This window comes from Magnetospira thiophila, assembly GCF_054657015.1.
Map to the genome: position 1 here is coordinate 1,614,414 of NZ_BAAHXF010000002.1, position 26,760 is coordinate 1,641,173.

The 26,760-nt window shown below is 60.9% G+C and carries 23 protein-coding genes; 19 read left to right on the forward strand and 4 right to left on the reverse strand.

Annotated elements, in window-relative coordinates; all coding sequences use genetic code 11:
- Window positions 1–12: 12 nt before the first annotated feature.
- The 14 genes from ACYQ1P_RS17345 to ACYQ1P_RS17410 all read left to right on the forward strand — a co-directional run bounded on the left by ACYQ1P_RS17345 (window position 13) and on the right by ACYQ1P_RS17410 (window position 17,500).
- A complete protein-coding gene (locus tag ACYQ1P_RS17345; RefSeq protein WP_460021597.1) occupies window positions 13–1,854 on the forward strand; it encodes a flagellar hook-length control protein FliK in 1,842 nt (613 codons plus the stop codon).
- Window positions 1,855–1,864: 10 nt separating this feature from the next.
- Window positions 1,865–2,563, forward strand: coding sequence for a flagellar hook assembly protein FlgD (locus tag ACYQ1P_RS17350; protein WP_460021598.1), 699 nt, complete (start codon window positions 1,865–1,867; stop codon window positions 2,561–2,563).
- An 80-nt stretch (window positions 2,564–2,643) separates the two neighbouring features.
- A complete protein-coding gene (locus ACYQ1P_RS17355) occupies window positions 2,644–5,148 on the forward strand; it encodes a flagellar hook-basal body complex protein (RefSeq protein ID WP_460021599.1) in 2,505 nt (834 codons plus the stop codon).
- Between the two features lie 235 nt (window positions 5,149–5,383).
- Window positions 5,384–7,000 carry a flagellar basal-body MS-ring/collar protein FliF gene (gene fliF, locus ACYQ1P_RS17360; protein WP_460021600.1) on the forward strand — a complete coding sequence of 539 codons (1,617 nt, stop codon included), beginning with the start codon at window positions 5,384–5,386 and terminating at the stop codon, window positions 6,998–7,000.
- A 21-nt stretch (window positions 7,001–7,021) separates the two neighbouring features.
- Entirely contained in the window at window positions 7,022–8,041 is a 1,020-nt protein-coding gene (gene fliG / locus ACYQ1P_RS17365) for a flagellar motor switch protein FliG (RefSeq protein ID WP_460021601.1), read from the forward strand.
- Window positions 8,041–8,832 carry a FliH/SctL family protein gene (locus ACYQ1P_RS17370; RefSeq protein ID WP_460021602.1) on the forward strand — a complete coding sequence of 264 codons (792 nt, stop codon included), beginning with the start codon at window positions 8,041–8,043 and terminating at the stop codon, window positions 8,830–8,832. Before fliG ends, ACYQ1P_RS17370 begins: the two co-directional genes overlap by 1 nt.
- A 15-nt stretch (window positions 8,833–8,847) precedes the next feature.
- Window positions 8,848–9,204, forward strand: coding sequence for a flagellar motor switch protein FliN (gene fliN / locus ACYQ1P_RS17375; RefSeq protein ID WP_460021603.1), 357 nt, complete (start codon window positions 8,848–8,850; stop codon window positions 9,202–9,204).
- A gap of 25 nt (window positions 9,205–9,229) precedes the next feature.
- A complete protein-coding gene (locus tag ACYQ1P_RS17380) occupies window positions 9,230–10,042 on the forward strand; it encodes a motility protein A (protein WP_460021604.1) in 813 nt (270 codons plus the stop codon).
- Between the two features lie 24 nt (window positions 10,043–10,066).
- Entirely contained in the window at window positions 10,067–11,434 is a 1,368-nt protein-coding gene (gene flbD / locus ACYQ1P_RS17385; RefSeq protein ID WP_460021605.1) for a sigma-54-dependent transcriptional regulator FlbD, read from the forward strand.
- 21 nt (window positions 11,435–11,455) lie between these two features.
- Entirely contained in the window at window positions 11,456–13,621 is a 2,166-nt protein-coding gene (flhA, locus tag ACYQ1P_RS17390; protein ID WP_460021606.1) for a flagellar biosynthesis protein FlhA, read from the forward strand.
- 16 nt (window positions 13,622–13,637) lie between these two features.
- Window positions 13,638–14,630, forward strand: a complete 993-nt coding sequence (locus ACYQ1P_RS17395) for a flagellar biosynthesis protein FlhF (RefSeq protein ID WP_460021607.1) — start codon at window positions 13,638–13,640, stop codon at window positions 14,628–14,630.
- Window positions 14,627–15,412 (forward strand): MinD/ParA family protein, encoded by a 786-nt coding sequence (locus ACYQ1P_RS17400; protein ID WP_460021608.1) that lies wholly within the window; start codon window positions 14,627–14,629, stop codon window positions 15,410–15,412. The genes ACYQ1P_RS17395 and ACYQ1P_RS17400 overlap by 4 nt, the downstream gene beginning before the upstream one ends.
- Before the next feature lie 5 nt (window positions 15,413–15,417).
- The gene (locus ACYQ1P_RS17405; protein WP_460021609.1) at window positions 15,418–17,085 is read left to right on the forward strand and encodes a hypothetical protein; all 1,668 of its coding nucleotides are present in this window, start codon (window positions 15,418–15,420) and stop codon (window positions 17,083–17,085) included.
- A gap of 25 nt (window positions 17,086–17,110) precedes the next feature.
- Window positions 17,111–17,500 carry a hypothetical protein gene (locus tag ACYQ1P_RS17410; RefSeq protein ID WP_460021610.1) on the forward strand — a complete coding sequence of 130 codons (390 nt, stop codon included), beginning with the start codon at window positions 17,111–17,113 and terminating at the stop codon, window positions 17,498–17,500.
- An 88-nt stretch (window positions 17,501–17,588) separates the two neighbouring features.
- Here ACYQ1P_RS17410 and ACYQ1P_RS17415 read toward each other — a convergent pair whose 3' ends face one another.
- Window positions 17,589–17,840, reverse strand: a complete 252-nt coding sequence (locus ACYQ1P_RS17415; protein ID WP_460021611.1) for a DUF4170 domain-containing protein — start codon at window positions 17,838–17,840, stop codon at window positions 17,589–17,591.
- A gap of 204 nt (window positions 17,841–18,044) precedes the next feature.
- Here ACYQ1P_RS17415 and ACYQ1P_RS17420 point away from each other — a divergent pair, with 204 nt between their 5' ends.
- The 3 genes from ACYQ1P_RS17420 (at window position 18,045) to ACYQ1P_RS17430 (ending at window position 19,734) form a co-directional block, all read left to right on the forward strand.
- Window positions 18,045–18,311, forward strand: coding sequence for a hypothetical protein (locus tag ACYQ1P_RS17420; RefSeq protein WP_460021612.1), 267 nt, complete (start codon window positions 18,045–18,047; stop codon window positions 18,309–18,311).
- Between the two features lie 97 nt (window positions 18,312–18,408).
- Window positions 18,409–19,245: an OmpA family protein gene (locus ACYQ1P_RS17425; RefSeq protein ID WP_460021613.1), complete on the forward strand. Its 837-nt coding sequence runs from the start codon at window positions 18,409–18,411 to the stop codon at window positions 19,243–19,245.
- Between the two features lie 135 nt (window positions 19,246–19,380).
- A complete protein-coding gene (locus ACYQ1P_RS17430; RefSeq protein WP_460021614.1) occupies window positions 19,381–19,734 on the forward strand; it encodes a hypothetical protein in 354 nt (117 codons plus the stop codon).
- Window positions 19,735–19,775: 41 nt separating this feature from the next.
- On the opposite strand, the gene ACYQ1P_RS17435 is transcribed toward ACYQ1P_RS17430, so the two are convergent.
- Both ACYQ1P_RS17435 and ACYQ1P_RS17440 read right to left on the reverse strand, forming a co-directional pair.
- Window positions 19,776–20,213: a CBS domain-containing protein gene (locus ACYQ1P_RS17435; RefSeq protein WP_460021615.1), complete on the reverse strand. Its 438-nt coding sequence runs from the start codon at window positions 20,211–20,213 to the stop codon at window positions 19,776–19,778.
- A 114-nt stretch (window positions 20,214–20,327) separates the two neighbouring features.
- Entirely contained in the window at window positions 20,328–21,146 is an 819-nt protein-coding gene (locus ACYQ1P_RS17440; protein WP_460021616.1) for a hypothetical protein, read from the reverse strand.
- 230 nt (window positions 21,147–21,376) lie between these two features.
- Between ACYQ1P_RS17440 and ACYQ1P_RS17445 the strand changes: the two genes are divergently transcribed.
- Complete coding sequence (locus tag ACYQ1P_RS17445) at window positions 21,377–23,614, forward strand: PAS domain-containing sensor histidine kinase (protein WP_460021617.1); 2,238 nt, start codon at window positions 21,377–21,379, stop codon at window positions 23,612–23,614.
- 33 nt (window positions 23,615–23,647) lie between these two features.
- On the opposite strand, the gene ettA is transcribed toward ACYQ1P_RS17445, so the two are convergent.
- Window positions 23,648–25,327: an energy-dependent translational throttle protein EttA gene (gene ettA / locus ACYQ1P_RS17450; protein ID WP_460021618.1), complete on the reverse strand. Its 1,680-nt coding sequence runs from the start codon at window positions 25,325–25,327 to the stop codon at window positions 23,648–23,650.
- A gap of 916 nt (window positions 25,328–26,243) precedes the next feature.
- On the opposite strand from ettA, the gene ACYQ1P_RS17455 reads away from it, so the two are divergent.
- Window positions 26,244–26,648, forward strand: a complete 405-nt coding sequence (locus tag ACYQ1P_RS17455; RefSeq protein WP_460021619.1) for a YbhB/YbcL family Raf kinase inhibitor-like protein — start codon at window positions 26,244–26,246, stop codon at window positions 26,646–26,648.
- Window positions 26,649–26,760: the final 112 nt, after the last annotated feature.

Here is a 26,760-nt window from a genome sequence, read left to right on the forward strand (position 1 = left end):
GGAAGGTGCACCATGTCTGTGACGAGCCTCGATACCAAAGCAACCGATCCCGCCACGACGACAGCCGCCGCCGCAGCGCGGGCCTCGTCCAATGGATCAGGCAACAGCACCGCCAAGGTGTTTTCAGATCTGGTTGCCAGCGTCACCAGCAATCTCAGCACCAACAGTTCCAGTCTGTCGGACCACAAAGACATTATGACCACCGAACGGACTCGTTCGACCGACACCGACAGCCGTTCCGACAAGGAGCGCCAGGATACCGCCCCGGTGGAGCGCGACCGTCCCACCGCCGCCAACGATGACCGCCAGGACAGCCGCGACACCGACGACCATCGCGTCGAGGCCCGCGAAGCCCCCGACAATCGGCGCGACGACGACACCTCGGCCCGTCAGGACAGCGGCGACGACGCCCCGCGCCAGAGCGACGACCGCGACAGCGGCGACAGCTCGCAGCGGGCCGATCAGCACGACGACAGCTCGAACAGCCAGAAGGCCGACGAGGGCACTCAGACCGCTGACGCCGATGCCGACACCTCCGACTCCACCCCCCAGGCCAGCGGGTCCGAGACACAGAGCGCGGCCCCTGAACAGCAGCAGACTCCCGATGCGCAGCAGGCCGCCGTGGCCGCCCAGCAGGCCCTGAACGGAACGGTGGGCGATGTGGTCGTCGCCGCCGCCCACAATGGTCAGCAGAACACACAGAATGCCGGGACCACGGCCAATGCCGCCGCCACAACACCGGTCACCGATGTGACGCCGGAGACCACTTCCGGTCAGTCCAATGGACAGCAGCAGAACAACACCCCGGCGCAGGCCAACACCGGCGAGGCCCAAAAGGCCTCCGCCCAGACCGGCAATGCGACCAAGACCCAGGCCCAGCAGGGCACCAATCCAAACGAAACCGCGAACCGTCAGGCCGCCGACCTGTCACAAAAGGTCGAGACCGGTCGCCCGGTGCAGGTGACGGTCACCGTCAATCAAAACACCGATGCGGGCAACGGTCAGCCGAAACTGTCCGGGGCCACCCTGGCAGCGCTCAGTGAAGACAGCCGCAGCTCCGGCAACCCGGTCGCTCCTGCCGGTCAGAACGGCCAGAACGGGGCCAATGCCAACGGTCAGAACAACGGCAACGCCAGCCTGATGCAGGCCAGTGCCCAGGCCGCCGCCCAGGGACAGACCGGAGCGCAGGCCCAGAATGCCGCCCAGGGCAATCAGGCGCAGGGTGCCAACAGCATCGCCGCCGATGCCCGGGCCGCCACCGGCCCGACCCAGCAGGCGGCCAGCGGTCCGCAGGTCCAGACCACCAGTGCCGACAGCAGCCTCAGTCAGACCGGCACCACGCAACATACCTCGCAGACCCAGCAGGCTGAACAGGCCAAACAGGCCGCCCAGACCGCCCGCCCGACCCCACACCAGCCGGTGGCCGAGCAGATTTCTGTACAGGTGAGCAAGGCCGTCAAGGCCGGCAACGACCAGATCAGCATTCGCCTCAATCCGGCTGAACTGGGCCGTGTGGAGGTCCGTTTGGAAATGACCGACGGCCGCACCCATGTGCATGTGGTCGCCGACCGGGCGGAAACCCTCGACATCCTACGCAGCGACTCCCGTTCCCTGGAAAAGGCGTTGCAGGACGCCGGGCTCGACACCGACTCCGGGTCGATGAGTTTCAGCCTGCGCGAAGAACAGCAGCAGGCCAAGGAAGGCGGGCAGCAGACCGCTTCCGAGCCGGTGCTCGATGACGAAACCCTGTTGGACGACCCTGAACTCGATGACGTCATGGCCGCCCTGACCGACCCCGAGGGCCATGCGGGCAACCGCCTGAACGCCCGCGGTCGCCTCGATATCCGGGCCTAGGAGAGAGATCATGACCAACGCCGTCGGCTCCGCCATTGCCTCCACAGCAGCCAGCCCGACAGATTCAGACGTCTCGAAGGCCAAACTGGCCGAGGACCTGGACAGCTTCCTCAATCTGCTGGTCACCCAGTTGAAGAACCAGGACCCGCTGGACCCCATGGACGCCAACGAATTCACCAGCCAGTTGGTGCAGTTCGCGCAGGTCGAACAGCAGATCCAGCAGAACGCCAACCTGGAAGATATCCTCAAGGCGCAGCAGCTCAACAACATGGGTTCGGTGGTCAGCTACATCGGCAAATACGCGGAAGTGGTGTCCGATCAGATGCCGGTGGAAAATGGTGCGGGCAAAATGTCCTACACCCTGTTCGAGAACGCCAAACAGTCGCAGATCACCGTCCGCAACGATGCCGGTACCGTGGTCTACTATGCCCAGGGCGAGACCGACGCCGGAACCCATTACTTCGAGTGGGACGGCAAGGATGCGCAGGGCAACCAGTATCCGGACGGCGTCTATCAGGTCACCGTTTCCCCGGTGAACAGTGCCGACGATCCGGTTGAGGTGGGCTACACCAGCTTCGGTCGGGTGACCGGGGTACGGACCGCCGACGGCGAGGCCTATCTGGAACTCAGCAGCGGTTACTACGTCTCCATCGACGGGGTCTTGTCGGTTGCGGAACCGCCCACGGCAAGCACGGAAGACGCGCTCTAACATTTGGTTTTCACTCGCCGAAGGCACCGAGGCCAGACGCGATAACAGAAGAGAAGTTACGAAAGGAAGAGGAGGACAGCATGTCTTTGTATGGCGCATTGTTTTCCGGCGTTTCAGGCCTCAAGTCGCAATCCAGCTCCATGGGTGCCATCGCCGATAACGTGACCAACGTGAACACGATCGGGTACAAACGCACGGAAGTGCAGTTTCAGACCCTGATCACCAAGCAGGTCTCGCTGACCAAGTATTCGGCCGGCGGCGTGCAGTCCAAACCTTTGGCCGGCATCGACGTGCAGGGCCTGCTTCAGGCGACCTCCTCGGCCACCGATATTGCCTTGTCGGGCCAGGGCATGTTTATCGTCAATGAATCGGCCAACCCGTCTTCCGGCGATATCTTCGCCTACAGCCGCGCCGGATCGTTCCGCGTCGACGAGGCGGGCAACCTGCAAAACACCTCGGGCTGGTATCTGCAAGGCTGGCCGTTGCAGACCTGGGACAATTCCACCCAGGCGGTGGTCAAGACCGTCGGCACCGACGTCTATATGAAGGCCTACAAGAACGAGTCCGGGGACACGGTTTATGTCAACGACAATATCGTCGACAGCACCAACCTGCGGCCGCTCAACCTGAACACCATCGGCGGCACGGCGACGGCCACCACCACCATTTCCATGGGCGCCAACCTGCCCTCCTCCGACGAAACCGGGGCCAGCCACAAGACCGATATCCTGATCTATGACTCCCTGGGCAACTCCCACAACATCAACCATACCTGGGTCAAGCGGGCCTCCAATGCCTGGGATTACTACGCCATTCCGCCCAAGGGCTCCGAACGGATCTTGATCGAGGACCAGACCACCGCGCGCAACAACTACTATGCCGCTGGTCGGCTGGACTTCGAGACCATCCCAGACAGCGGCTCGGCGATGACGGCGACCATCAACGGCTCGACTTACACCGTTTTGTTCACCACCTCTGACAACTCAACCGTAGATGAAGAAACCCTGTCCCTGGCCAGCCAGCCGGAAGACGGCGAAACCATTCAGATCGTCACCTCCAGCGGCACCACCACGTTCGAATTCAACAACGGCTCGCCGAATTCCATGACCATCGGGGCGGTCCCCACCGACGGGGAAACCATCACCCTGACCATCGGCGGCACGCCCTATACCTACGAATTCGACGTGTCAGGCAATGGCGTTTCCGGCACCAACCGCGACGTCAACGGGGCCGCGGTCACGGCGATTGCCAGCAACCTGGCCGCCCTGATCGGCAACGACATGGTCACGGTCACCGGTGGCGGTGCCAACACCGATTTCGCCAACTCGGCGTTGGGGGTTATCACCTTCACCAATACGCCGGGTGGGACCAAGATCGTCTTCGCCGACGGCACCGGCGGCGACGTGACCACCACCGAATTCACTTCCGGTCGCGTACCCGTGACCATCGGCCCGAATACCAACTCCACCGCCGCCAACCTGGCTTCGGCGATCAACACCCAGTTGACCACCGACCTGGGCACGGCGGCCCAGCAGTGGGCCACGGTGACCGGGACGACCATCAGCATCAAGCAGACCCTCGGCAACACGACTGCGGAAGTCATCACCCTTGCCGACTCGTCTGACTCCGGTTCGGCCGTCGGCACCGGCGATGGCGTGATCACCGCTGGCGGTGCCGGTGCGCCGAATACCAGCCTCAACATCGATATCACCGGGCGTTCCCTGTCGCAGATCATGGACGAAGTGTCCAACCGGCTTCAGGCGGCCATGCATTATGAATATGGCGGCACCCCCAAGTCACCACCGGATGCCTGGGCAACACGTCTGGCCGGTGAAAGCTCGGTCTATTTCATCCAGGGCTCCGCCGCCGACTCCATCTCCATTGATGCCTCCGGCCTGCTCACCAACGGTGTGGCCTCGGTCATGCAAAAAACTTCCTTCTCCGTCGACTCTCTGGATGCGTCCGTCGCCTGGACCACTGCCTCCGCCTACGCCGTAACCTTCAACGGCGACGGCACGCCGGATACCTTCTTCGGCTCCGACGAGTCCACCGCCTCCAACCCGCGCGCTCAGTATCAGATCGCCTGGGCCAACGGGGCCGACGACATGGACGGCTCGACCACCCCGGCGCTGTCGGTGGGGCTCGGCAACTACAATACGTCCGATGGGCTGACCCAGTTCGCCGGATCGTATCAGATCAACTACATCTCGCAGAACGGTGCCTCGTTCGGCAACTATGCGGGCATCTCCATCGGCGCCGACGGGGTGGTGACCGCGCTGTTCGATAACGGCGTGACCAAGCCGGTGTTCATGGTGCCGGTGGCGACCATGGTCAATCCCAACGGCATGGAAGGCATGAGCGGCAACGTCTGGATCGAAACCGATCAATCCGGTCAGCCGACGGTGCGCGAAGCCGGAAACGGCGGGGCGGGTCAGGTGGCTTCGGCCTCCCTGGAAGCCTCCACGGTCGATTTGGGCGAGGAGTTCACCTCCATGATCACAACCCAGCGGGCCTATTCCGCCGCCACCAAGATCATTACCACGGCGGATGAAATGCTCGACGAACTGATGCGGGTGAAACGTTAAGCTCCTGGCCTCTATTCCCCCTTAACGGCGAGCCCGGCCCCGGCAACGGTGTCGGGCTCGACATTTTGCAAAATAAGACCAAATATACGTGGAGTGGGCAAATTTTGCCGGGCCTTAACCTCTTGTTCACTCCGGCTCCGTACCCTGTGTGATAGGCTGGTATGGGGTATTTGCGTCCTTCATGGGGAAGGACCGCCTGCCCGGCACGCGACGAGGTGAGACCTTGGGCACGTTTATGGATACTCTCAAGAACCTGGGACCGATGCGGCTGGCCGTCATCGGTGGCGTCTCCGTGGCCACGGTCGGGTTCCTGATCTATATCATCACCCAGTTCACCACCCCCGACATGTCGTTGCTCTATACCGATTTGAACGAACAGGATTCCGGGCGCATCGTCACCGAACTGGAAGGCCAGGGTATTCCCTATCAGCTCTCCCGCGACGGCACCTCGATCTCGGTGCCCCAGGACAAGGTGCTTGGCCTGCGCATGAAACTGGCCGAACAGGGAGTCCCCACCGGCGGCTCCATCGGCTACGAACTGTTCGACAAGACCGACTCCCTGGGCACCACCAACTTCCTGCAGGACATGAACCACCTGCGTGCCCTTGAAGGCGAGTTGTCGCGGACCATCGGCAGCCTGTCGATCATCAAGGCCGCCCGGGTCCATTTGGTCTTGCCCAAACGGGAACTGTTCAGCCGCAAAACCCGCGAACCCAGCGCCTCGGTGATGCTGAAGATGCGCGGCCCCAACCGGCTGACCAAGGAACAGATCGCCTCCATTCAGCAACTGGTCGCCTCCGCCGTGCCGCAGCTCAACCCCAGCCGCGTCGCCATCGTCGATGAGAAAGGCGCCCTGCTGGCCCGCGGCTTCCAGGATCAGAGCACCGAACTGGAGAGCATGGAAGAAAAGCGCCTGGATTACGAACTCCGGCTGGCCCGGGAAATCGAGGAACTGCTCGCCAACACGGTCGGCTTCGGCAAGGTACGGGCCGACGTCAACGCCCAGATGAACTTCGACCGCATTACCTCGACCGAGGAATCCTACGATCCGGAAGGTCAGGTGGTGCGCTCCACCCAGACCGTCGAGCAGACGGCCAACGCCCAGGATTCCGAAACCCAGGCGGTCACCGTGGGCAACAACCTGCCCGACCCGGCCAACGGCGGCGCAGCCGACGGGGCGCGCAGCCAGACGGCGGAATCCCGCACTGAGGAAACGGTCAACTACGAAATCTCCAAGACCGTGGTCAACCGGGTGCGCGAGATCGGCGAAGTGGAAAAACTGTCGGTCGCCGTGGTGGTCGATGGCACCTATACCACCGACGCCGACGGCAACCGCGTCTATCAGGCCCGCCCGCAACAGGAAATGGAACTGTTGTCCACCCTGGTGCGGACGGCTATCGGTTTCGATGCCAAGCGCGGCGACAGCGTCGATGTGATCAACATGCGCTTCGCCGAACTGGAAATGGATGTCGGGGAACCGGGCATCTTTCTCGGCATGAGCAAGGATGAACTGATGCAGATGGGCAAGAATCTGGCGCTGGTCGTCGTCTTCTTGCTGTTCATGCTGCTGGTGGTGCGTCCGGTGGTGTCGCGCCTGTTCGAGAGCCGCGCCGAGGCCGAGGCCCAGGCCATGCTGGAAGGGGCTGGCGTACCGGCCCTGGCCGCGCCGGGCGGTCCGCCGTCCATGGCCGAGGACCGTATCGCACCGGAGGATCTGGAAGAACTGATTGACATCGACCGGGTGGAAGGCCGCGTGAAGGCGTCCTCGGTCAAGAAAATCAACGAGATCGTGGAGAAGCACCCGGAAGAGGCGCTTTCCATTATCCGAAACTGGATGTACCAGGAAGGCTAATCCCTTTAGCGAGGCGCGAAAGTGGCACGAGTCAAAGACGACTTCAGAAGTCTCACGGGCACACAGAAGGCAGCAATCTTTATGCTGTCCCTCGGTGATGAACATGCGGGCCGTCTGTTCGAAATGATGGAGGATGACGAAATCCGCGAACTGTCCCAGGCCATGGCCGGGCTGGGCAGCGTCAACTCCAACATCGTCGAGCGGCTGTTCGTCGAATTCGCCGACCATCTGTCCACCACCGGCTCCCTGGTCGGCACCATGGACAGTACCGAACGGCTGTTGTCCGGCAGTCTGTCCAAGGAACGTGTCGACCTGATCATGGAGGAAATCCGCGGTCCGGCCGGTCGCACCATGTGGGACAAGCTCGGCAACGTCAACGAAGCGGTGCTGGCCAACTACCTGAAAAACGAATATCCGCAGACCGTCGCCGTGGTGCTGACCAAGATCAAACCGGACCACGCGGCGCGCGTTTTGTCTTTGTTGCCGGAAAACTACGCCATGGAATGCGTCACCCGCATGCTGCGCATGGAAGCGGTGCAAAAGGACATTCTCGACCATGTGGAACGCACCCTGCGCAACGAGTTCATGACCAACCTGGCGCGTACCGCCCGCCGCGACTCCCATGAACTGATGGCCGATATCTTCAACAACCTGGACCGCAACACGGAAAACCGCTTCATGTCGGCCCTGGAGGAACGCAACAGGGAATCCGCCGAACGCATCAAGGCCTTGATGTTCACCTTCGAGGATCTGACCCGCGTCGATTCCTCGGGCATTCAGCAACTGCTGCGGCATGTGGAAAAGGACCGTCTCGCTATGGCCTTGAAGGGGGCCTCCGACGATGCCAAGGACATGTTCTTCCGCAACATGTCCGAGCGCGCCGGCAAGATGATGAAGGAAGACATGGAATCCATGGGTCCGGTGCGGCTGAAGGAAGTCGACGAAGCGCAGGCCGAAGTGGTCACCGTCGCCAAACAACTCGCCGAGTCCGGCGAAATCGTCATCGCCGGTTCGAGCGACGAAGACGAACTGGTGTATTGATGATGACATCCGCCCAGAAATTCCTTTTTGACACTGACTTCGGGGAGCCCCTTGAAGCCAAAACCAAAAAGGCCAAGGAAAAAGAAGCGCCGCCCGAGCCGCCGCCGCCGCCGACCTTTTCCGAGGCGGAGATGGCCCAGGCCCGCACGGAATCCGAGGCGGCAGGCCACAAAAAGGGACTGGCCGAGGCCCAGCAGAGCATCGAAGAGCGGACCGCCAAGGCGCTGGAACAGTTGGGCGAGCAGATCAAGGCCCTGTTCGACGACGAGCAGAATACGGTGGAAGAGGCCAAGCGCGATGCCGTGGCCGTGGCCGCCGCCGTCGCCGTCAAGATGTTTCCGGGGCTCAATCGCCGCCACGGGGTCGATGAGGTCACCTATCTGGTGGCCGACATTCTGGAGCGCCTGCGCGAGGAACCCAAGGTCGCCATTCGGATCTCGGAAGAGGACTCCGAGGCCATGGTGGAACACATCGAAGCGCTTTCGGAGGGACTCGGTTTCGAGGGCCGACTGACCGTTCTGAGCGACGAGACCCTGGGGGCCGGTGATTGCCGGATCGAATGGAACGATGGCGGCGCCGAGCGGGATTCCAAGGCCATGTGGCGGCAGATCGACGAAATCGTCGAACGCTATCTCTCGGAGGCGGAGGCGGAGGCGGAGGCCGAGTCCGAGAGCGACGCGGAAGACGAGACCGAGGAAACCGAAGGCGATGAGGAAGACAAGGTCGAGGACGCCGCCCCGGACCTGCCCGAGACTGAGACAGAGACAGAGACCCAGGACGTGAACCCCTAAGGGAGGGACCTCAGCATGGCTGATGAAGAAAACTTCGAATTGAACGAGCTGGAAGGCGATGCCACCAGCGGCGGTGCGATGCCCGACAACGATACGGTGGACGGCGACGACGACCTGCCGCGCAGCGCTCGCGACCTGGAGGCGGTCTACGATATCCCGGTTCAGGTCTCCGCCGTTCTCGGCAAGGCGACCATGCAGGTCAGCCAATTGCTGAAACTGGGTCGTGGGGCCGTCGTGGAATTGGACCGCAAGGTCGGCGAGGCCATCGACATCTATGTGAACAACCGTTTGGTGGCGCGCGGCGAAGTGGTGGTGGTGGAAGACCGTCTGGGCATCACCATGACGGAAATCATCAAGTCCGAACGGTCCTAGGTCCGGCAACGAGGAGACGGCCCCGATGGCCAGCGATGACGATTTCGAATCCGGCGGACGGCGCACGACAGTTGATCTTGCAACGATCATCGGCATTCTTTCGGGATTTGGTCTGGTGGCGGCCGCCGTTTTCCTGGGCGGTTCGCCAGGCACCTTCATCAATCCGCCGTCGATCCTGATCGTCATCGGCGGCACCCTGGCGGTGACCACGGCCAGCTTCACCCTGGGCGAAATGGGGGCGAGCATCAAGGTCATCCTGCGCGCCGTGGTGCATTCCAGCCGCGATGCCTCCGCCGCCGCCGAACAGATGCTGCATCTGGCCGAAACCTCGCGCAAACAGGGCGTCTTGTCCTTGCAGGGCATGCTCGATTCCCTGGCCTCGGAGCCCTTTTTGCACAAAGGCATCATGATGGTGGTCGATGGCACGCCGGGCGAGGAAGTGGAAGCCATCCTGCGCCGCGACATTTCCGCCACCGAACAGCGGCACGCCCGCAGCGCCAGCATTCTGCGCAAGGCGGCGGAATATGCCCCGGCCATGGGGCTGATCGGCACCCTGATCGGTCTGGTTCAAATGCTCGGCAACCTGGACGATCCCTCAAGCATCGGACCGAGCATGGCGGTCGCCCTGCTGACCACCTTTTACGGAGCTGTGCTGGCCAACATGGTCTTTCTGCCGCTGGCCGCCAAGCTGGAACGCAACTCGGCCGAGGAGATGCTGGTCAATCTCGTCTATCTGATGGGTGCCGCCTCCATCGGCCGCCAGGAAAACCCGCGCCGCCTCGAAATGCTGGTCAACAGCGCGCTGCCGCCGTCCAAACGTGTGCATTATTTTGACTAACGCCGCCAAAGGAGAAGTCTCACCATGCGATTGTTGATCGTCGGAACGCTCGACGGGCAGATCGGTGCCGCCAGCCAAATCGCCATTCAGCGCGGGGCCAAGGTCACCCATGCGGAAACCATCGACACCGCCATGGAAGCCCTGCGTTCCGGCAAGGGGGCCGATCTGGTGATGATCGACGTCAAGGTCGACGTGGCCGCCTTCATCATGCAGTTGGAACGGGAACGCATCCACCTGCCGGTGGTCGCCTGTGGCGTCGGCACCGACAGTCAGGCCGCCGTGCGCGCCATCAAGGCCGGGGCCAAGGAATACATCCCATTGCCGCCGGATGCCGAGCTGATTGCCGGCGTGCTGGCCGCCGTCACCGAGGAGGCCAGCGCCATCGTGCATCAAGGCCCAGCCATGGCGAAAACCCTGCATATGGCCGATCAGGTGGCGAAAAGCGAGGCCAGCATCCTCATTACCGGGGCCTCCGGCACCGGCAAGGAACTGATGGCCCGGCACATTCACAAGAACTCCCGCCGGGCCCGGGATTCGTTTGTCGCGGTCAACTGCGCGGCGATCCCGGAAAATCTGCTGGAAAGCGAACTGTTCGGGCATGAAAAGGGCTCCTTCACCGGGGCCGTGGCCCGCCGGGTCGGAAAATTCGAGGAGGCCAGCGGAGGGACGCTGCTGCTCGACGAAATCTCCGAAATGGACATCCGGTTGCAGGCCAAACTGCTGCGCGCCGTGCAGGAACGGGAAATCGACCGGGTCGGCGGCACCAAGCCGGTGAAGGTGGATGTGCGCCTGATCGCCACCTCCAACCGCAATCTGGAAGAGGCCGTGGCCGCCGGTCAGTTCCGCGAGGATCTCTATTTCAGGCTCAATGTGGTTAACATCAGACTGCCCTCCCTGGCCGAGCGGCCGGAAGACATCGCGCCGTTGGCCGAACATTTCATTGCAAAATATTCAGAGGCCAATGAATTGCCCGACCGCCCCCTGTCGGCGGATGCCGTCGCCGCCCTGCGCGCCCATGCCTGGCCGGGCAATGTCCGGGAACTGGAAAACACCATGCATCGGGCCGTGCTGCTGGCCCGGGGCAGCGATATCGGGGCCGACGCCATCATGTTGTCGGGCACCCTGGCCTCCGAAAAACCGACTGCGGCACCGGCTTCTGCCGAAAGCGGCGAGGCCCGCTCCCTGGTCGGGCGGACGGTGGCCGACGTGGAACGGGATTTGATCATCGACACCTTGCAGCACTGCCTGGGCAACCGGACCCATGCCGCCAACATTCTGGGCATTTCCATCCGCACCCTGCGCAACAAGCTGCGGCAATATACCGGCGAGGGGATCTCGGTGCCCATGCCCGGCACCGGCGGAATGGACCCTGCCGACCAAAAAGCCTACTGAACCCCTAGCGGATTCTGACCCATGGCCGAGCCCAACGCCACCCCTCCGGTTCCCACCAAAAGCGGACCCCCCACGTCCGAGGGGGGCGGGGGTGGCGACTTTCTTCGGGCAACGCAGAAATTTCTCACCGCCGCCACCAAGCGCGGCGACATCATGTTGGCCCTGGGGGTCACCACCATTTTGGCGGTGCTGATCCTGCCCATGCCGCGCTGGCTGCTGGATGTTGCCCTGGCCTTTTCAATCACCTTTTCCGTGCTCATTCTGATGACCTCTCTGTTTATTGAGAAGCCATTGGAATTCAGCGCCTTTCCCACGGTATTGCTGCTCGCGACGATGATTCGGCTGGCCCTGAATCTGGCCTCGACACGTCTGATTCTCGCCAATGGGCACGAAGGAACCGCCGCCGCCGGAGCGGTGATCGAGGCCTTTGGCGGCTTTGTCATGCAGGGCAATTTCGTCATCGGCATCATTGTGTTCGGCATTCTGGTGATCGTGAACTTTATCGTCATCACCAAAGGTTCCGGGCGTATCGCCGAAGTGGCGGCGCGCTTCACCCTGGACGGCATGCCGGGCAAGCAGATGGCCATCGACGCCGACCTGTCTTCGGGCATCATCGACGAAGAGGAATCCCGTCGCCGCCGCAAGGAAGTGGAGGACGAGGCCAACTTCTTCGGCTCCATGGATGGTGCCGCCAAGTTCGTACGCGGCGATGCGGTGGCCGGACTGCTGATCACCGCCATCAATGTCATCGGCGGCATGATCATCGGTGTCGCGCAGATGGACCTGAGTTGGGCCGAGGCCGCCGATTCCTACACCCGGCTGACCGTCGGTGACGGACTGGTGTCGCAAATTCCGGCGCTCATCGTCTCCACCGCCGCCGGTATGGTGGTGACCAAGGCCGGTCTCTCTGGAGCGACGGAAAAGGCCCTGTTCACGCAGTTGGGCTCGCAGCCCCGGGCGCTCGGCATGGTCTCCGCCCTGCTCGCCGCCCTGGGCCTGTTGACCGCCATGCCCGCCGGACCGTTCCTCACCCTGTCGGCCATTGCCGGGGTGTCCGCCTGGTACATTCGCCGTAGCCAGTTGCGCAAGACGGAAGCCGCCCGCATCGCTTCGGAACGGGAACGCATCGAGGCCGCCTCCGCGCCGTCCGAGGAGCCCATCTCCAATGCCCTGAAGATCGACTACTTGCGATTGGAACTGGGCTACGGTCTGCTTGGGTTGATCAACACCGGCACCGAAGGACAGCGCATCACAGACCAGATCAAGGCCCTGCGGCGGCAGATCGCCCAGGACATGGGGTTCATCATGCCCAGCGTGCGCATTCAGGACAACATGCAGCTCCCGGCCAACACCTACGTCATCCGGGTCAAGGAGATCGAGGCCGGACGCGGCGACCTGCGCCCCAACATGTTGTTGGTCATGGACCCGCGCGGCGAGGAACTGACCCTGCCCGGCGAACAGACCAAGGAACCGACCTTCGGCCTGCCCGCCATGTGGGTCGAGGCGACCCATCGCGAGGAATCCCTGTTCCGTGGCTATACGGTGGTCGATCCGTCCACCGTGGTGACCACCCATCTGACCGAGGTCATCAAGGACAACATGCCCGAACTGCTGTCCTATGCCGAGACCCAGAAGCTGATGGATGAAATGGACAAGGACCATCAGAAACTGGTCTCCGACATGGTGCCGTCGCAGATTTCCGTCGGCGGCATTCAGCGGGTGCTGCAAAATCTGCTCAACGAGCGCATTTCCATCCGCGATCTGCCGACCATTCTGGAAGGCATTTCCGAGGCCTGCGGCTATACCCGCAACATCCTGCTGATCACCGAGCATGTGCGCTCCCGGCTGTCCCGGCAGATCAGCGATACCTATGTGGATGACGATGGGGTGCTGTCGCTGATCACCCTGTCGCCCAAATGGGAACAGGCCTTTTCCGACAATCTGGTCGGCACCGGCGACGACAAGCAACTGGCCATGGCCCCCAGCCAGCTTCAGGAATTTATCACCCAGTTGCGCGATATCTTCGAGCGTCAGGCGATGATGGGCGAGATGCCGGTGCTGCTGACCAGCCCCAGCAATCGGCCCTTCGTACGCTCCATCGTCGAGCGTTTCCGCTCCATGACGCCGGTGGTGTCGCAAAACGAGATCCACCCCAAGGCCCGCATCAAAACCGTCGGCCAGATTTAGACATGAGGCCTGATCCTTGCGCCTGAAAACCTTCACCGCTCCCACCACCGCCGAGGCCATGGAACTGGTCCGCCGGGAGTTGGGCGAACAGGCGATCATCGTGGCGACGCAAAAAAGCCCCGACGAGGGCACCGTGCGCCTGACTGCGGCCCTGGAAATGGCCGATTTCGAGGACGAACCCCCCTTCGCGGCGGAACCGGAACCGGTTGATGTGCCGGAGACCCTGCGACAGGCTCTGAGGTTTCACGATGTGCCGACACCGTTGACCGAACGCCTGCTGCGCGGTCTGGCCCATCGGGAAGGCACCGACATCGTGGGGACCCTGGCCGCCGCGCTGGACCGGTTTTTCGAGTTCGATCCCCTGCCCGACCCCCTCGGCGCGGCCCCTCCGCATCGGATCATGCTGATCGGTCCTCCGGGCTCCGGCAAAACCCTGACCGCTGCCAAGCTGGCGGCCCGGGTCGCCCCCACGGCCCCCCCGGCATTGATCGTCAGTACCGACACCCGACGCCCCGGCGGCCCGGCGCACCTTCAGGCCCTGGTCGGAGATTTGGGTCTCGACGTGAATCTCGCCGATACCCCCGAGGCGCTGCGGACCATGTTGACCGACGCGCCGCCGGGATCGGGGGTGATTATCGACACACCGGGCAGTAATCCCTATGGTGACGGGGATATGGAACGGCTGATGGCTTTGATTCGCGCCACCGATACCGCCCCGACCCTGGTCCTGGGGGCCGGGGGCGATGCCCTGGAGGCGGCTGACATGGCCGCCGCCTTTGCCCGATTGGGCTGTGAACGGGCCTTGTTCACCCGCCTCGACATGACCCGCCGCCTGGGCAGTCTGCTGACCTCCACCCATGGCGGCGGCCTGAAATTTTCCAACCTCAGCACCACCCCCCGGGCCGACGACGGACTGAGCGCCGTCACTCCGGTGGCATTGGCCCGGTTGATCGTCCCCCAATTTCACGCTACCCAGGACCATGGTCCGATGATCGCGAGCGTCTCATGAACACAGCAAGTTCCAATCTCCCGCACATGGTGCCTCCGGCCCGCAGCAAGAATCTGATCGCCGTGGCCTCGGGCAAGGGTGGTGTGGGCAAGACCTGGTTCGCCATCACCCTGACCCATGCCCTGGCCGTGCGCGACTATCACTCCCTGCTGTTCGATGGGGATCTGGGGCTGGCCAATGTGGATATCCAACTGGGATTGATGCCCCTGCATGACCTGGGCAATGTCATTTCCGGGCGCATGGCATTGGCCCAGGCCACCCAGCATCACGAGGAGACGGGCCTCGACATCATCGCCGGTCGCTCCGGTTCGGGCAGTCTGGCCAATATCCCGGCCAGCCGCCTGCAAATCCTCACCGACGACCTGCGCAGTCTGGCCACCAGCTATGACTGGGTGGTCATGGACCTGGGAGCCGGGGTCGAACGCACGGTGCGTCAGATGGCCGAACTGGCGGGCACCTGTCTGGTGGTCAGCACCGACGAGCCAACCTCGCTCACCGATGCCTATGCCTTCATCAAGGTGCTGCACATGGAACGCCCGGCGACCAACATCAAGGTCGTCGTCAACATGGCCAACTCGCGCAAGGAAGGGGAGCGGACCTACAACACCCTGCTCAAGGCCTGCGAAGGTTTCCTCAAGATTTCGCCGCCCCTGGCCGGAGTCATCCGACGCGATAACAAGGTCCGCGATACCATCCGCGCGCAGTCCCCGTTGTTGACCCGCTTCCCCCATTGCGAGGCGGCCCAGGACGTGGAGAACATCGTCAACAATCTGCTGGGATAGGCCCCATGAGCACCGCCGTGCCGCCGCCGACCTCTGGCCCGCCGCCGCCGCCGCTGCCCCCCCTGCCGCCGCTGACCCTGCCCCTGCCGCCCCCGGCCTTGCTGAAACTGCCCATCGGCACCTTGTTGCAGGCGTTCAATCTGCCCAAGGCCGAGTTGCCCACCACGGCTTCGGGACCATTGCTGCAAATTCAGACCCCCGGTGGGTCGGTGCAGGTCCCCGCCGCATGGCCGCTGCCGCCTGGGGCGCAACTCACCCTCGCCCTCGACACCCTGCACCCGCAGGTGCTGTTGCGACTGGTCAGCGTCAACGGCAAGCCGGCCACCCCGGCCCTGCTGGCGCAACTGGCCCAGGGAAAGCCCTCGGCGTCCGGCCCGCCCCTTTTCGCTCCGCAGCCCGGTGGATCGCCAACGGCGGGCGCGGCCGGAGCGTCGCCGTTTTCCGGTCCGGTGGTGGTGGCCCGCGGGGAGGCCATCCTGGCCACCGTGCTGCGCCCCGCCTTCGCCCCGACCCCGGCTTCGGCACCGGTCCCGGCACCGACCGGCGGGGCACCGACCACGGCGGCCCCGACTCCCGGCGCGACCAGTGCCCCGCAACCGGCAACCGGCCCGGCGCCGGGGCCGCTGTTTCCCGGCGCGCGGGTGCCGCAAGCCGCCTCGCCTCCGCCTGCCACACCCGCCCCCTCCGCCGCGTCGCCGCCCGCCTCCGGTCCTAGCCTGACCCCGGGCACGCAGATTCAGGTCCGCATCCTCGCCACCGCGCCGCCCAATACGCCGCTGCCCCCGGCCACGCCCGCTCCCGGTCACGTGGTGCTCGCCGGGACGATACTCGGCAACAGCGCCATCGGCCAGCCGGTGGTCGAGACCAAGGCCGGTCCCCTGGCCCTGCAAACCCGCATTGCCCTGCCCCAGGGGACTCAGGTCCTGTTGGAGACCGCGCCGCTGACTTCTCCTCCGGTCCGCAGCGGCGACACGGCACCCCTGCCGATTGATCCGCTGGGCCGTGAATGGCCGGCGCTCAAGGAGACCCTGGCCAGTCTGCAACAAATGGACCCGGCGGCGGCGCAACGCTTCCTCGACGGCATATTGCCCAAGCCAACGGCCCAGTTGGGGGCGCAACTGCTGTTTTTCATGTCGGCCCTGCGCGGCGGCGATGTGCGGGCCTGGCTGGGCGGCGATGCCAGCCGGGCGCTGGCCGCCCGCCGCCCGGACCTGCTCGACCGCCTGGGCGACGACGTCAAGACCATGGGCCGCGCCGCCGCGCCCTCCCCTTCTGCGGACTGGCGGCTCTATGGCCTGCCGATGTTCGATGGACAGGAGCTGTCCCAGATCCGTCTGATGGTGCGGGATCATCCGTCCGAAGACGACCCGAAGGAGGGCCGGGACACCCAGGAGGAAACCCGGTTCATCATTGATGTGGACCTGAGCCGCATGGGACGCCTGCAAATGGATGGTCTGGTCCGACCCGGCGACCGCCGGTTCGATCTCATTCTGCGCACCGTTTCGCCGCTGGCCGCAGAGGTACGCGACCATATCCGTGAGCTGTTCCGGGACTCCTCGGAAATCACCGGTTTCATCGGCGGCATCAGTTTCCAGATCGGCGGCGGATTCGTCGAACCGCCCTCGGAGGCCCGACATGCCGTGGACCCCCGTGCGCTGGGACTGGACGTGTAGGGTCCGGCCCGTCTAAGATCACGATATGGAAACCAGTCAACGCCGCGCCCTGTTGCAGTCGATCAACAATCCGGATTCCCGGCTCGATTACGTCATCGACCTGTCAGGCGACTTGGCCTTTTTCGCCAATGCCCGAGTGGCCATTCGCTATGTGCCCGACCGGCGAATTGCCGAGACGCAGACGTTCTCCACCTATTTGCATGAAATTTCGACCATGTCCTGGGACAATCTGGAACAGGCGGCGGTGACCATTTTGCACGACCTGAACAACGAACTGGTCCCGCGCTGGATTCAGATCATCGTCACCTCCGACCCGGCGCACCAGCCGGGTATCGCCTCCCACGCGGTGATTCTGGAGGAAAAGCAGCCCGCCTGGGATAACCGGGATCTGCTGTCGCACCTCAAACGGGTGTGATTCCCGACGGGATCAGGGCGGAATATTATCGTTTTATTTCTCATGAAGCCGTGCGTTGGGATCTTTACGCTGCCGCACGAGGATTCTCTTACGGGTTTTCCTTGCCCGTCGCTTCCGGATGATCGGGATCGACCAGCCGATGGAGATGAACGATCACGTATTTGGTATGGGCTTCATCGACCCGGGCCTGACTGGCCGCCCGCCAGGCTTTCAGGGCCGCGTCATGGCTGGGAAAGATGCCGACGATGTCCAAGTTATCGGAATCGATGAAAATATTTTCGGAGGGGTCCCGGACCTCACCACCGAAAACAAGATGCAACAAAGGGCGCGGCGTAGGCATGGGTCTCTCCTTGTGGCGATGAACCGAGGACACCCATTTACGCCTCAGCCTAAAAGAAATTCAAGAGACAACCCGGGGTTTCCTTTATATCCCGCCATGCCAAAGTCACTTTAACCATTGGAATCGTCGAGGGTTTCGTTCATAGTCCAGTCAACAAAAGCAGTGAGCCGTGAGTCGCCCTCCGGCTGTTTCGGGAGAGTTTTCATGCGGAAATGGATAAACGGATTAATCGCCGGAGGGATGCTGCTTTCCGTGGCCGCCTGCGGCGACCCGACCAAACAGGAAATGGTCGAAAAAGCGCGCTCCATTGAGACCCGTCAACAGCTCGAATCCCTTTTTGGAAAACCGGACGACCTCGGCAAGATGGGTCCCGTTGAAAAATGGACCTACAACGCCGCCGATGGTACAGTCACCTTCATCATTACCGGAGATACCGTAGCCCTGCAAACGACCGGAGACGCTGCGAAATAGCGCCAACAGCCTTATTTCCTTAAGACCTATTCAATTCTTGGGGATTCTCCCCATATCACACCAAGCTTCAACTGGCATAAACCGAGAGGTGGGCAATATGAAAACCCTTGCTAAAGTAATCCTTCCCGTCACCGCTATGGCCTTCATGGCCGCCTGCGCGTCGAACTGGGATATTGACGGAACCAAAGCCATGAAGGGCGGCACCGAATTCGCCGATGCCCTGAAGATGGAATACGCCAATCTGGCAGACGCGGAACGGGCCGAAGACGACTGGTCCGATTCCGCCTACTTCAACAACAAGGGCCGCGCCGCCGCTTCCGGAGCTGACGTGCAGCCGCAGATGATCCCCGAGCGGGGCCTGCCCGACGACAAGGTGGGTGAACTGACGACCGCCCGGGTCGACCTCATGAGCGCCCTGCCTGCGGGCAAGACCTCCGCTCCCGCCGCCGCAGCCCGCGCCCAGGCCATGTTCGACTGCTGGATGCAGGAGCAGGAAGAGAACTTCCAGCCGGAAGATATCGCCGCTTGCCGCGACGGCTTCTATGCCGCCATGAAGGATCTTGAGCCGAAGCCGATGCCGATGGCCGAACCCGCCCCGATGGCCCAGCCGAAGACCTTCATCGTCTATTTCGGCTTCAACAAGGCCAATGTGGATACGACCGGCATGTCGATCGTCGACAAGATCGTCTCCTACTTCAAGGAGATCAACGCCGCGTCGGTGGACATTTCCGGTCACACCGACACCATGGGCCCGTCCAGCTACAACAACATGCTGGCCCAGAAGCGTGCCGACAATGTGGCCGCCGCACTCAACGGCAAGGTCAAGGGTGGCGTGATCATCAACGCCTACGGTGAAAGCAAGCTTGCCGTCCAGACCAAGGATGAAGTCATGGAAGGCGCCAACCGTCGCGTTGAGGTCGTCGTGACCCCGTAACGGGTTCACTTTACACCTACGGAAAGCGGTACCCCTCGGGGTGCCGCTTTTCTGTTTTTAGGCGCATTGTTTGCTTGACCTATGTTGGGAACATGCTATCCAGGATGCAAATGGGCACCCTACTTGGAGATGATGATGATCCTGCGAAACTCCCTCATCGCGTTGGCCGCAACCGTGGTTGCCCTGAGCTTTTCCCAACCGGCTTCGGCCTTGTGCATCAACAACGGGACCGGCACGCCGGTCAAGGTCAGCGTCATTGATGGCGGGAAGTTCAAAAAGGATGTCTCTCCGGGTGTCATGGAATGTTGCGATTGGAAAAAGGCCAACTGCAATCGCGGCGGCGATGCTTTTTCCAATCTCAAGTTCGTGGTGACCGCCCTGGACGGCCCGCAGACCCGCACCGGGGTTTGCCGCGGCACCATTCCGGCGTCCTATGAAATCCAGATCCGCCAGTCGGGCGACAAGATCCGCTGCGTCGGGGTCAAGTAACGCCCCATCTCGCGCCTGATTCCCCAGGACGCCCCGGCGGACTACTTGAGGACCGCCTTGCAAATGTCTCCGCGGGACACCGTGCCCACCAGCTTGCCGTCCTTGAGCACCGGCAGACGGCGCATATGCTTCATGGCCATGATCGAGGCGGCCTTGAGGACGGTATCGTCGGGGCTCAGGCTGATCGGGTCGGAAATCAGGTGGTCATCAATCTTTTCCGACGCCAGTTGCGCCCCTTTTTCGCCGAAGATGTCATAAGAGTCGCCCAGACTGCCCCCGGCCGCGTACACATCGCTCATTTGCGGCAGCACGGCCCGCATCATGTCGCCCTCGGACAGCACCCCGACGAACGAATTTTCGGCATCGACCACGAACAAACCCGAGGCATTGGACATGGCGGCCAGTTCCGCCGCCTGGGCCATGGTTGATCCGCTGAGAATGCGGACGGCGTTGATGTTCAGGATGTCACGGACTTTCATCGGTTACTCTCCATCTGAAACTTCCCGGGGGACCCCGGGGCCACGGGAACTCTAACGGTAGCCCATTGGAGACTCAATGAAATTTGCATGACTTACGATGCGCGCGGGCTGAACTCAATTTCGAACCAGCAGCTTCTCGATCTGCCGCAACGAAAGCTGCGACTGTTTGACCTGTTCCAGCAGACGAATCTCCGTCGCCGCCTGTGGGGTCAACCCCGCCTCCACCGCGGACCGCACATAGGCCCCCAGTTCCGCCTGTTTGGCGTTGGTCACCAGGATGTTGGTCAGCAATTCGCGGCGGATCAACGGCGGGTACTTGAGCAGTTCGTCCACGATAAGCCGCTTGATCGCGAGGGGGATCAGGCCATTGGCAAAAATCCGATCCAGACAGAAGCTGTAGATGCCGAAATCCAGCCGCCCCGCCACGGCGCGGGTGAACTCCAGGAATTCATCGCGGAAGGTCGGCGCCGAGACCTTGCCTTCGGTGACCTGGCGCACGATGACCAGGAACTGGAAATAGCGTTTGCGGGCCGGGGTGATCTTGCCCCCCAGTTCGGCTTCGAGGGATTTGATGCGGGCCAGTCGGAAGCCCGATTGGAGCATCAGGTTGGCATTCTCCTTGACCTCGGGGCTTGTCGCTTCCCGCTCGATCAGGTCGAACAGCTCTTCGAAGCGCCCCTTGGACTGACCGCCGACCTGATCGGCCATGCGGGCCAGCGGCACGATGGCCGCCTGGGCGACCAGCGTATCCTTGGAGCAGATGGCGGCCATGGCGGTGGCGACCGATTGAATTTTGCGCCCCTTGCCGAAGTCGTCCGTGATGACAAAACGGCTGCCGTCGAACACCGTCAAATAGCGCCCCAGCTTGGTGCATTCCAGGAAATGATCGGCAAGGTCCATTTTCAACTTGGAGGGGGATACCTGAACAGTCACGGCTTTCCAATCCGGTCACGCCAAAGAGCAGGCCCCTACAGTAACAGGCTCCGACCGGAAGGTGAATATAATCGTTGATCCGGGGGGACGGGGTGGGGCGTCAACGCGGTTTGAAGTCGCCAATCACACCAAAAAGAAGTATTTAAATTCATGGATCACCCCCCTGAAATACGATAAGATATTGCTGTAATGGGTGATTACCCAACACCTCGTCATGCTGGGAGTGATCATTGGACGAGCAGCCGAGCATCTTTAAAACCATTGTCGAAAATGAACCCAATTTGATCGTCCATGCCCTGGTTGATGGCACGTTGCTTTATGTGAATAAAGCCTATGCTGATTATTTCGGGTCGACTCCGGAAGCGTTGACCGGCACAAATTTGTTGCTTTTGATTCCCCAGCATCAATGGACGGAGGTGCAGGCTCACTTCCAGGCCTTGTCCCGTGAAAGTCCCGTATCAACCCAGGACCATGACATCCTCAAGAAAGACGGTCGCGTGCGCCGAATGCGCTGGACCGACACGGCCATCCGCTTTGATGATTCCGGACGGGCGGTCGAGTTCATTGGACGTGGAGAAGACATATCGGCGCAGAAAGAGTTCTCCACCCGTCTGCGCGCCAGCCAAACCAAATATGATATCTTGTTCCATGAAATGGTCAGCGGCTATGCGCTGCACGAACTCCTTCTGGATGACGAAGGGAGGCCCTGCGACTATCGCTTTCTGGACGTTAACCCGGCTTTCGAAGCGCTGACGGGCCTGAAGCATGACGATGTGGTGGGCAAGCGGGTGCGGGAAGTTCTCGCCGATATCGAGCCGACCTGGATCGAGCGGTATGGCCGGGTGGTGTCGACCGGTGAAACGGCACAATTCGTGGAATACACCAAAGTCTTTGATAAATACTTTGAAGTCACCGCCTTTCGCAGTGGCGAGAGGCAATTTGCCGTCACCTTCACCGACATTACGGAGCTCAAGCGAACGCAGAGGGACCTGGAAGACTCCTTGAAACGATTCGAGCTGGCGATGCGCGGAGCCAATGATGGCCTGTTCGACTGGAACCTTGCCACCAACGAAATCTATTACTCGCCGCGCTGGAAGTCCATGCTCGGCTATCAGGAACAGGAACTGCCAAACGATCTTTCAGTTTGGGAAAATTTGGTCGACGAGAGTGACCGGAAAATAAGTTGGGACATGCTTACCGATTACCTGGAAGGTCGGCGTGAGGACTTCAAAAATGAATTCAAGATGCGGCACAAAGACGGCCATTGGGTCGACATTCTGTCCCGCGCCATCCTGGATTATGACAGCCATGGAAAGCCGACCCGAGTCGTCGGCACTCACACAGATATCAGCGACCGCAAAAAAGCCCAAACAAGCCTTTTGGCGGAAACGCAACGGCTCAACGATGCGCAGCGCATCGCGCAGGTGGGAAGCTGGGAATGGCATGTCGAGGCCGATGAGGTCGCCTGGTCCGATCAACTCTACCGCATTTTAAACCTGGAACCCGCGTCGGTCATCCCGACCTATGGGTTATACAACCAACAAATCCACCCCGAGGATCGGGATTTTTTTGAGTCCTGGACCGCTCAGGCCCTGGCGGGTACCGAGCCCTATACCATCGAATATCGGTTACTACTGCACGATGGAAGCCTCAAATTCATTCGGGAACGGGGTGAGTCGAAAATAAATGGGCAGGGCAAGGTCACCCAGGTCTCCGGCACCGTCCAGGACATCACACTGATGAAACAGGCGGAACAACACCTTCAGACGGCGATCGATGAACTGACGCGCTCCAATACGGAATTGGAACGTTTTGCCTATGTCGCTTCCCACGACTTGCAGGAACCGCTGCGGTCCGTCGTGTCATTTTCTCAATTGCTGGAACATAAATACCGAGATTCCCTGGATGACGTGGGGAAGGAATATCTTGACTTCATCATTCAGGGGGCCACCCGAATGAGTGACCTTGTTCGAGATTTACTCGCCTACTCCAAGGTTCCAAGGAATGACCTACGCTTCGAAAAGTGCGACCTCAACCAAATTGTGGCGGAAGCTCGCGCCAATCTCGCGGAGGCGGCCGCTGAGGCGGCGGCTGAATTCGACATTCAGAGCCTGCCGGTCGTGCAGGGTGACAAGCTCCAATTGACCAATCTGATGCAAAACCTGATGGGCAACGCCATCAAATATCGCCGGCCGGATTGCTCCCCCCACATCACGGTGCGGGCGCAAAAAAGTGAGTCAACCTGGACAGTTTCCGTTGCCGATGACGGGATCGGCATCGATCCTCAGCATTACGATATCATATTCGATATTTTCAAACGCCTGCACCATGGGGACGTCTATCCAGGCACGGGACTCGGATTGGCGGCCTGCCGTCGCATCGTCGACCAGCACAAGGGTCGCATCTGGGTGGAAAGCGCGATGGGCAAGGGCAGTACATTCCTGTTTACCCTGCCCATGACAGAATAACCGCGAGCTTCCTGGAAGCTTCAGGAATCCCCCTCAGCGCCTCAACGGCTTGTACTTGATTCGGTGCGGCTCGATGGCGTCGTCGCCCAGGCGGCGTTTCTTGTCTTCCTCGTAGGCCTCGAAATTGCCCTCGAACCATTCGGCGTGGCTGTCGCCTTCGAAGGACAGGATATGGGTGGCGATGCGGTCGAGGAACCAGCGGTCGTGGCTGATCACCACCGCGCAGCCGGCGAATTCCAACAAGGCGTCTTCCAGGGCGCGCAGGGTTTCCACGTCCAGATCGTTGGTCGGTTCATCGAGCAGCAGCAGGTTGGCCCCGGAACGCAGCATCTTGGCCAGATGCACCCGGTTGCGCTCGCCGCCCGAAAGCTGGCCGACTTTCTTTTGCTGATCCGCCCCCTTGAAATTGAACTGTGAGACATAGGCGCGGGACTGCATGGTCCGCTTGCCCAGTTCGATCTCGTCCAGGCCGTCGGTGATTTCCTGCCACACAGTGGCGTCGGCCTTCAAGGCGTCGCGGGACTGGTCCACGTAGCCCATGACCACCGTTTCACCGATTTTCAGGGTTCCGGCGTCGGGCTGTTCCTGGCCGGTCAGCAGCTTGAACAGGGTCGTCTTGCCCGCCCCGTTGGGGCCGATCACCCCGACGATGCCGCCCGGCGGCAGACGGAAGGACATGTCCTCGAACAGCAGCCGGTCGCCGAAACCCTTGGTCAGCCCCTCGGCCTCGATGACCAGATTGCCCAGTCGCGGACCGGGCGGGATGACAATCTGCGCGTGGCTGATCTTGTCGCCCATATCCTGATTGAGCAGATCCTCGTAGGCGGAAATACGCGCCTTGCTCTTGGCCTGACGGGCCTTGGCCCCTTGCCGGATCCATTCCAATTCGTGGGACAGGGTGCGCTGACGGGCCGATTCCTCTTTCTCTTCTTGCTGGAGGCGCTTCTGTTTCTGTTCGAGCCAGGAGGAGTAATTGCCCTCGTAGGGAATGCCGCGCCCGCGATCCAGTTCCAGAATCCAGCCTGCCACATTGTCGAGGAAATAGCGGTCGTGGGTGATCGCCACCACGGTGCCTTCGTACTGATGCAGGTGCTTTTCCAGCCAGGCCACCGACTCGGCATCCAGATGGTTGGTCGGTTCGTCGAGCAGCAACAGGTCGGGCTTGGACAGCAAAAGCCGGGCCAACGCCACCCGGCGTTTTTCGCCACCCGACAGCACCGACACATCCGCATCCCCGGGCGGACAGCGCAGGGCGTCCATGGCGATTTCGACCGTTCGTTCCAATTCCCAACCGTCGGCGGCGTCGATCTTTTCCTGCAAATCGCCCTGTTCGGCCAGCAGGGCGTTCATCTGGTCGTCGTCCATCGGTTCGGCAAAGGCCATGGAGATTTCATTGTAGCGATCCACCCATTCCTTGACCGCGCCGAGACCGGCGGTGACATTGCCCTGCACGTCCAGGTCCGGGTCCAGGTGCGGCTCCTGCGCCAGATAGCCCACCGTCGCCCCGTCGGCGACCCAGGCCTCGCCGCCGTAGTCGTGGTCGATCCCGGCCATGATCTTGAGCACCGTCGACTTGCCGGCCCCGTTGACGCCGAGCACCCCGATCTTGGCCCCGGGCAGGAACGACAGACTGAGCCCCTTGAGGATCTCCCGCCCGCCGGGAAAGATCTTGGAGAGGTTCTTCATCACGTAGATGTACTGATACGATGCCATCCAATTGTTTCCATTCATGTTTTTCTGAGAAAAGTCATCTGTGTATTTTCTGTAAATATGATGAACTTGCAAACGGAGAATTTCAAGAGGTGATTTTTGGGGTTATTAGCACAAGAATCACAAACGCTCCAAACCCTGCATTACACGTATAACAAAGAGATTCCAAACACACTGGAGTCACAATTCCTTACAGTTTGGTTGTGGAAAAATGGCAGTTTGCAACAAATTGGTATTAAATATCGAAAATAAAGTGTCTAAATTCTTTACAATCACTACCTGAATGCGAGAGGGTCGCAACGGATAATTGTATACAATATGTTGATTCAATAAAATAAATTGAATTTCCCGCGAGAGTGGAACGGATCTTGCTTTCAGTTGCACTGGTAATTTCTCGGTAGAATCGCATTTGCGCAATGGGGGGCTCCAGTGATGACGATGTCAAGAAAGCTTGCAGCAGGTTTGACGGCGGTTGGTATCGGCGTTGCTGGGTTTGGTAGCGCAACACTTGCTGATATCATTGTCAACGAATAGTATACCACAGATACGGAATCTGGTCTGGACTGGCTAGACTTAGACCAAACCGCAGGATTGGCATATTATCAAGCGGTTGAAGTTCATTCAGGGTGGAGACACGCCACTAACTCTGAAGTGGAAAACCTTTTCTCTATTATGTACGATGTATTTTATTCCAATACCGCTGACGGTTCTTCACGTATGCTTGATGGTCCAACGTACTCCGATCAAACTGTGGATGTTTTATTTTTTAGAAGCACACTAGGTTATGCAACAACCGGATGGCATGGATATGATTGGGACCCATATTCATACGGATTATATGAGACAGCGCTCCGCATTTTGATGTAAAATTTGTCGTGAAGGTAGGTATTTTTATCTATCAGGGAGAAAGGTGAACAGGGTGAAACGCATTACCACTATTGCTTTGCTGTCTGCATTTGTGCTTGGAGGTTGTCAAACGCTAAAAGATGCGGACAACCTCTCAGCGTTGGGGGTGGATTTCACGTGGATGTCCAAACATAGGTGTTCCACTACTCCTCCTGCATTCAACATCACAGGGGTTCCGGAAGGTACCGCAGCCCTGAAGTTTAAAATGACTGATTTGGATGTTCCTACATACTATCACGGTGGCGGAGATGTTGCCTACACAGGAAGTGGAATTATCCCAGAAGGCGCTTTCTCTTACAAAGGACCGTGTCCTCCTTCAGGTTCTCACAGGTACAAGTTTGATGTAACAGCGGTCAATGCTGCTGGGGATATGGCATTGGGCAGGGGTTTTGCCACGAAGCCATTCCCACCTGAATAGCTCATCAAATTGAAGATAAACCACGATAAAAATCGTGGTTTATCTTCAAATTACCATCAGTGAAATTTGTCATATGTAGAGATACAATATTTATTTTTTTACGTAGTTATTT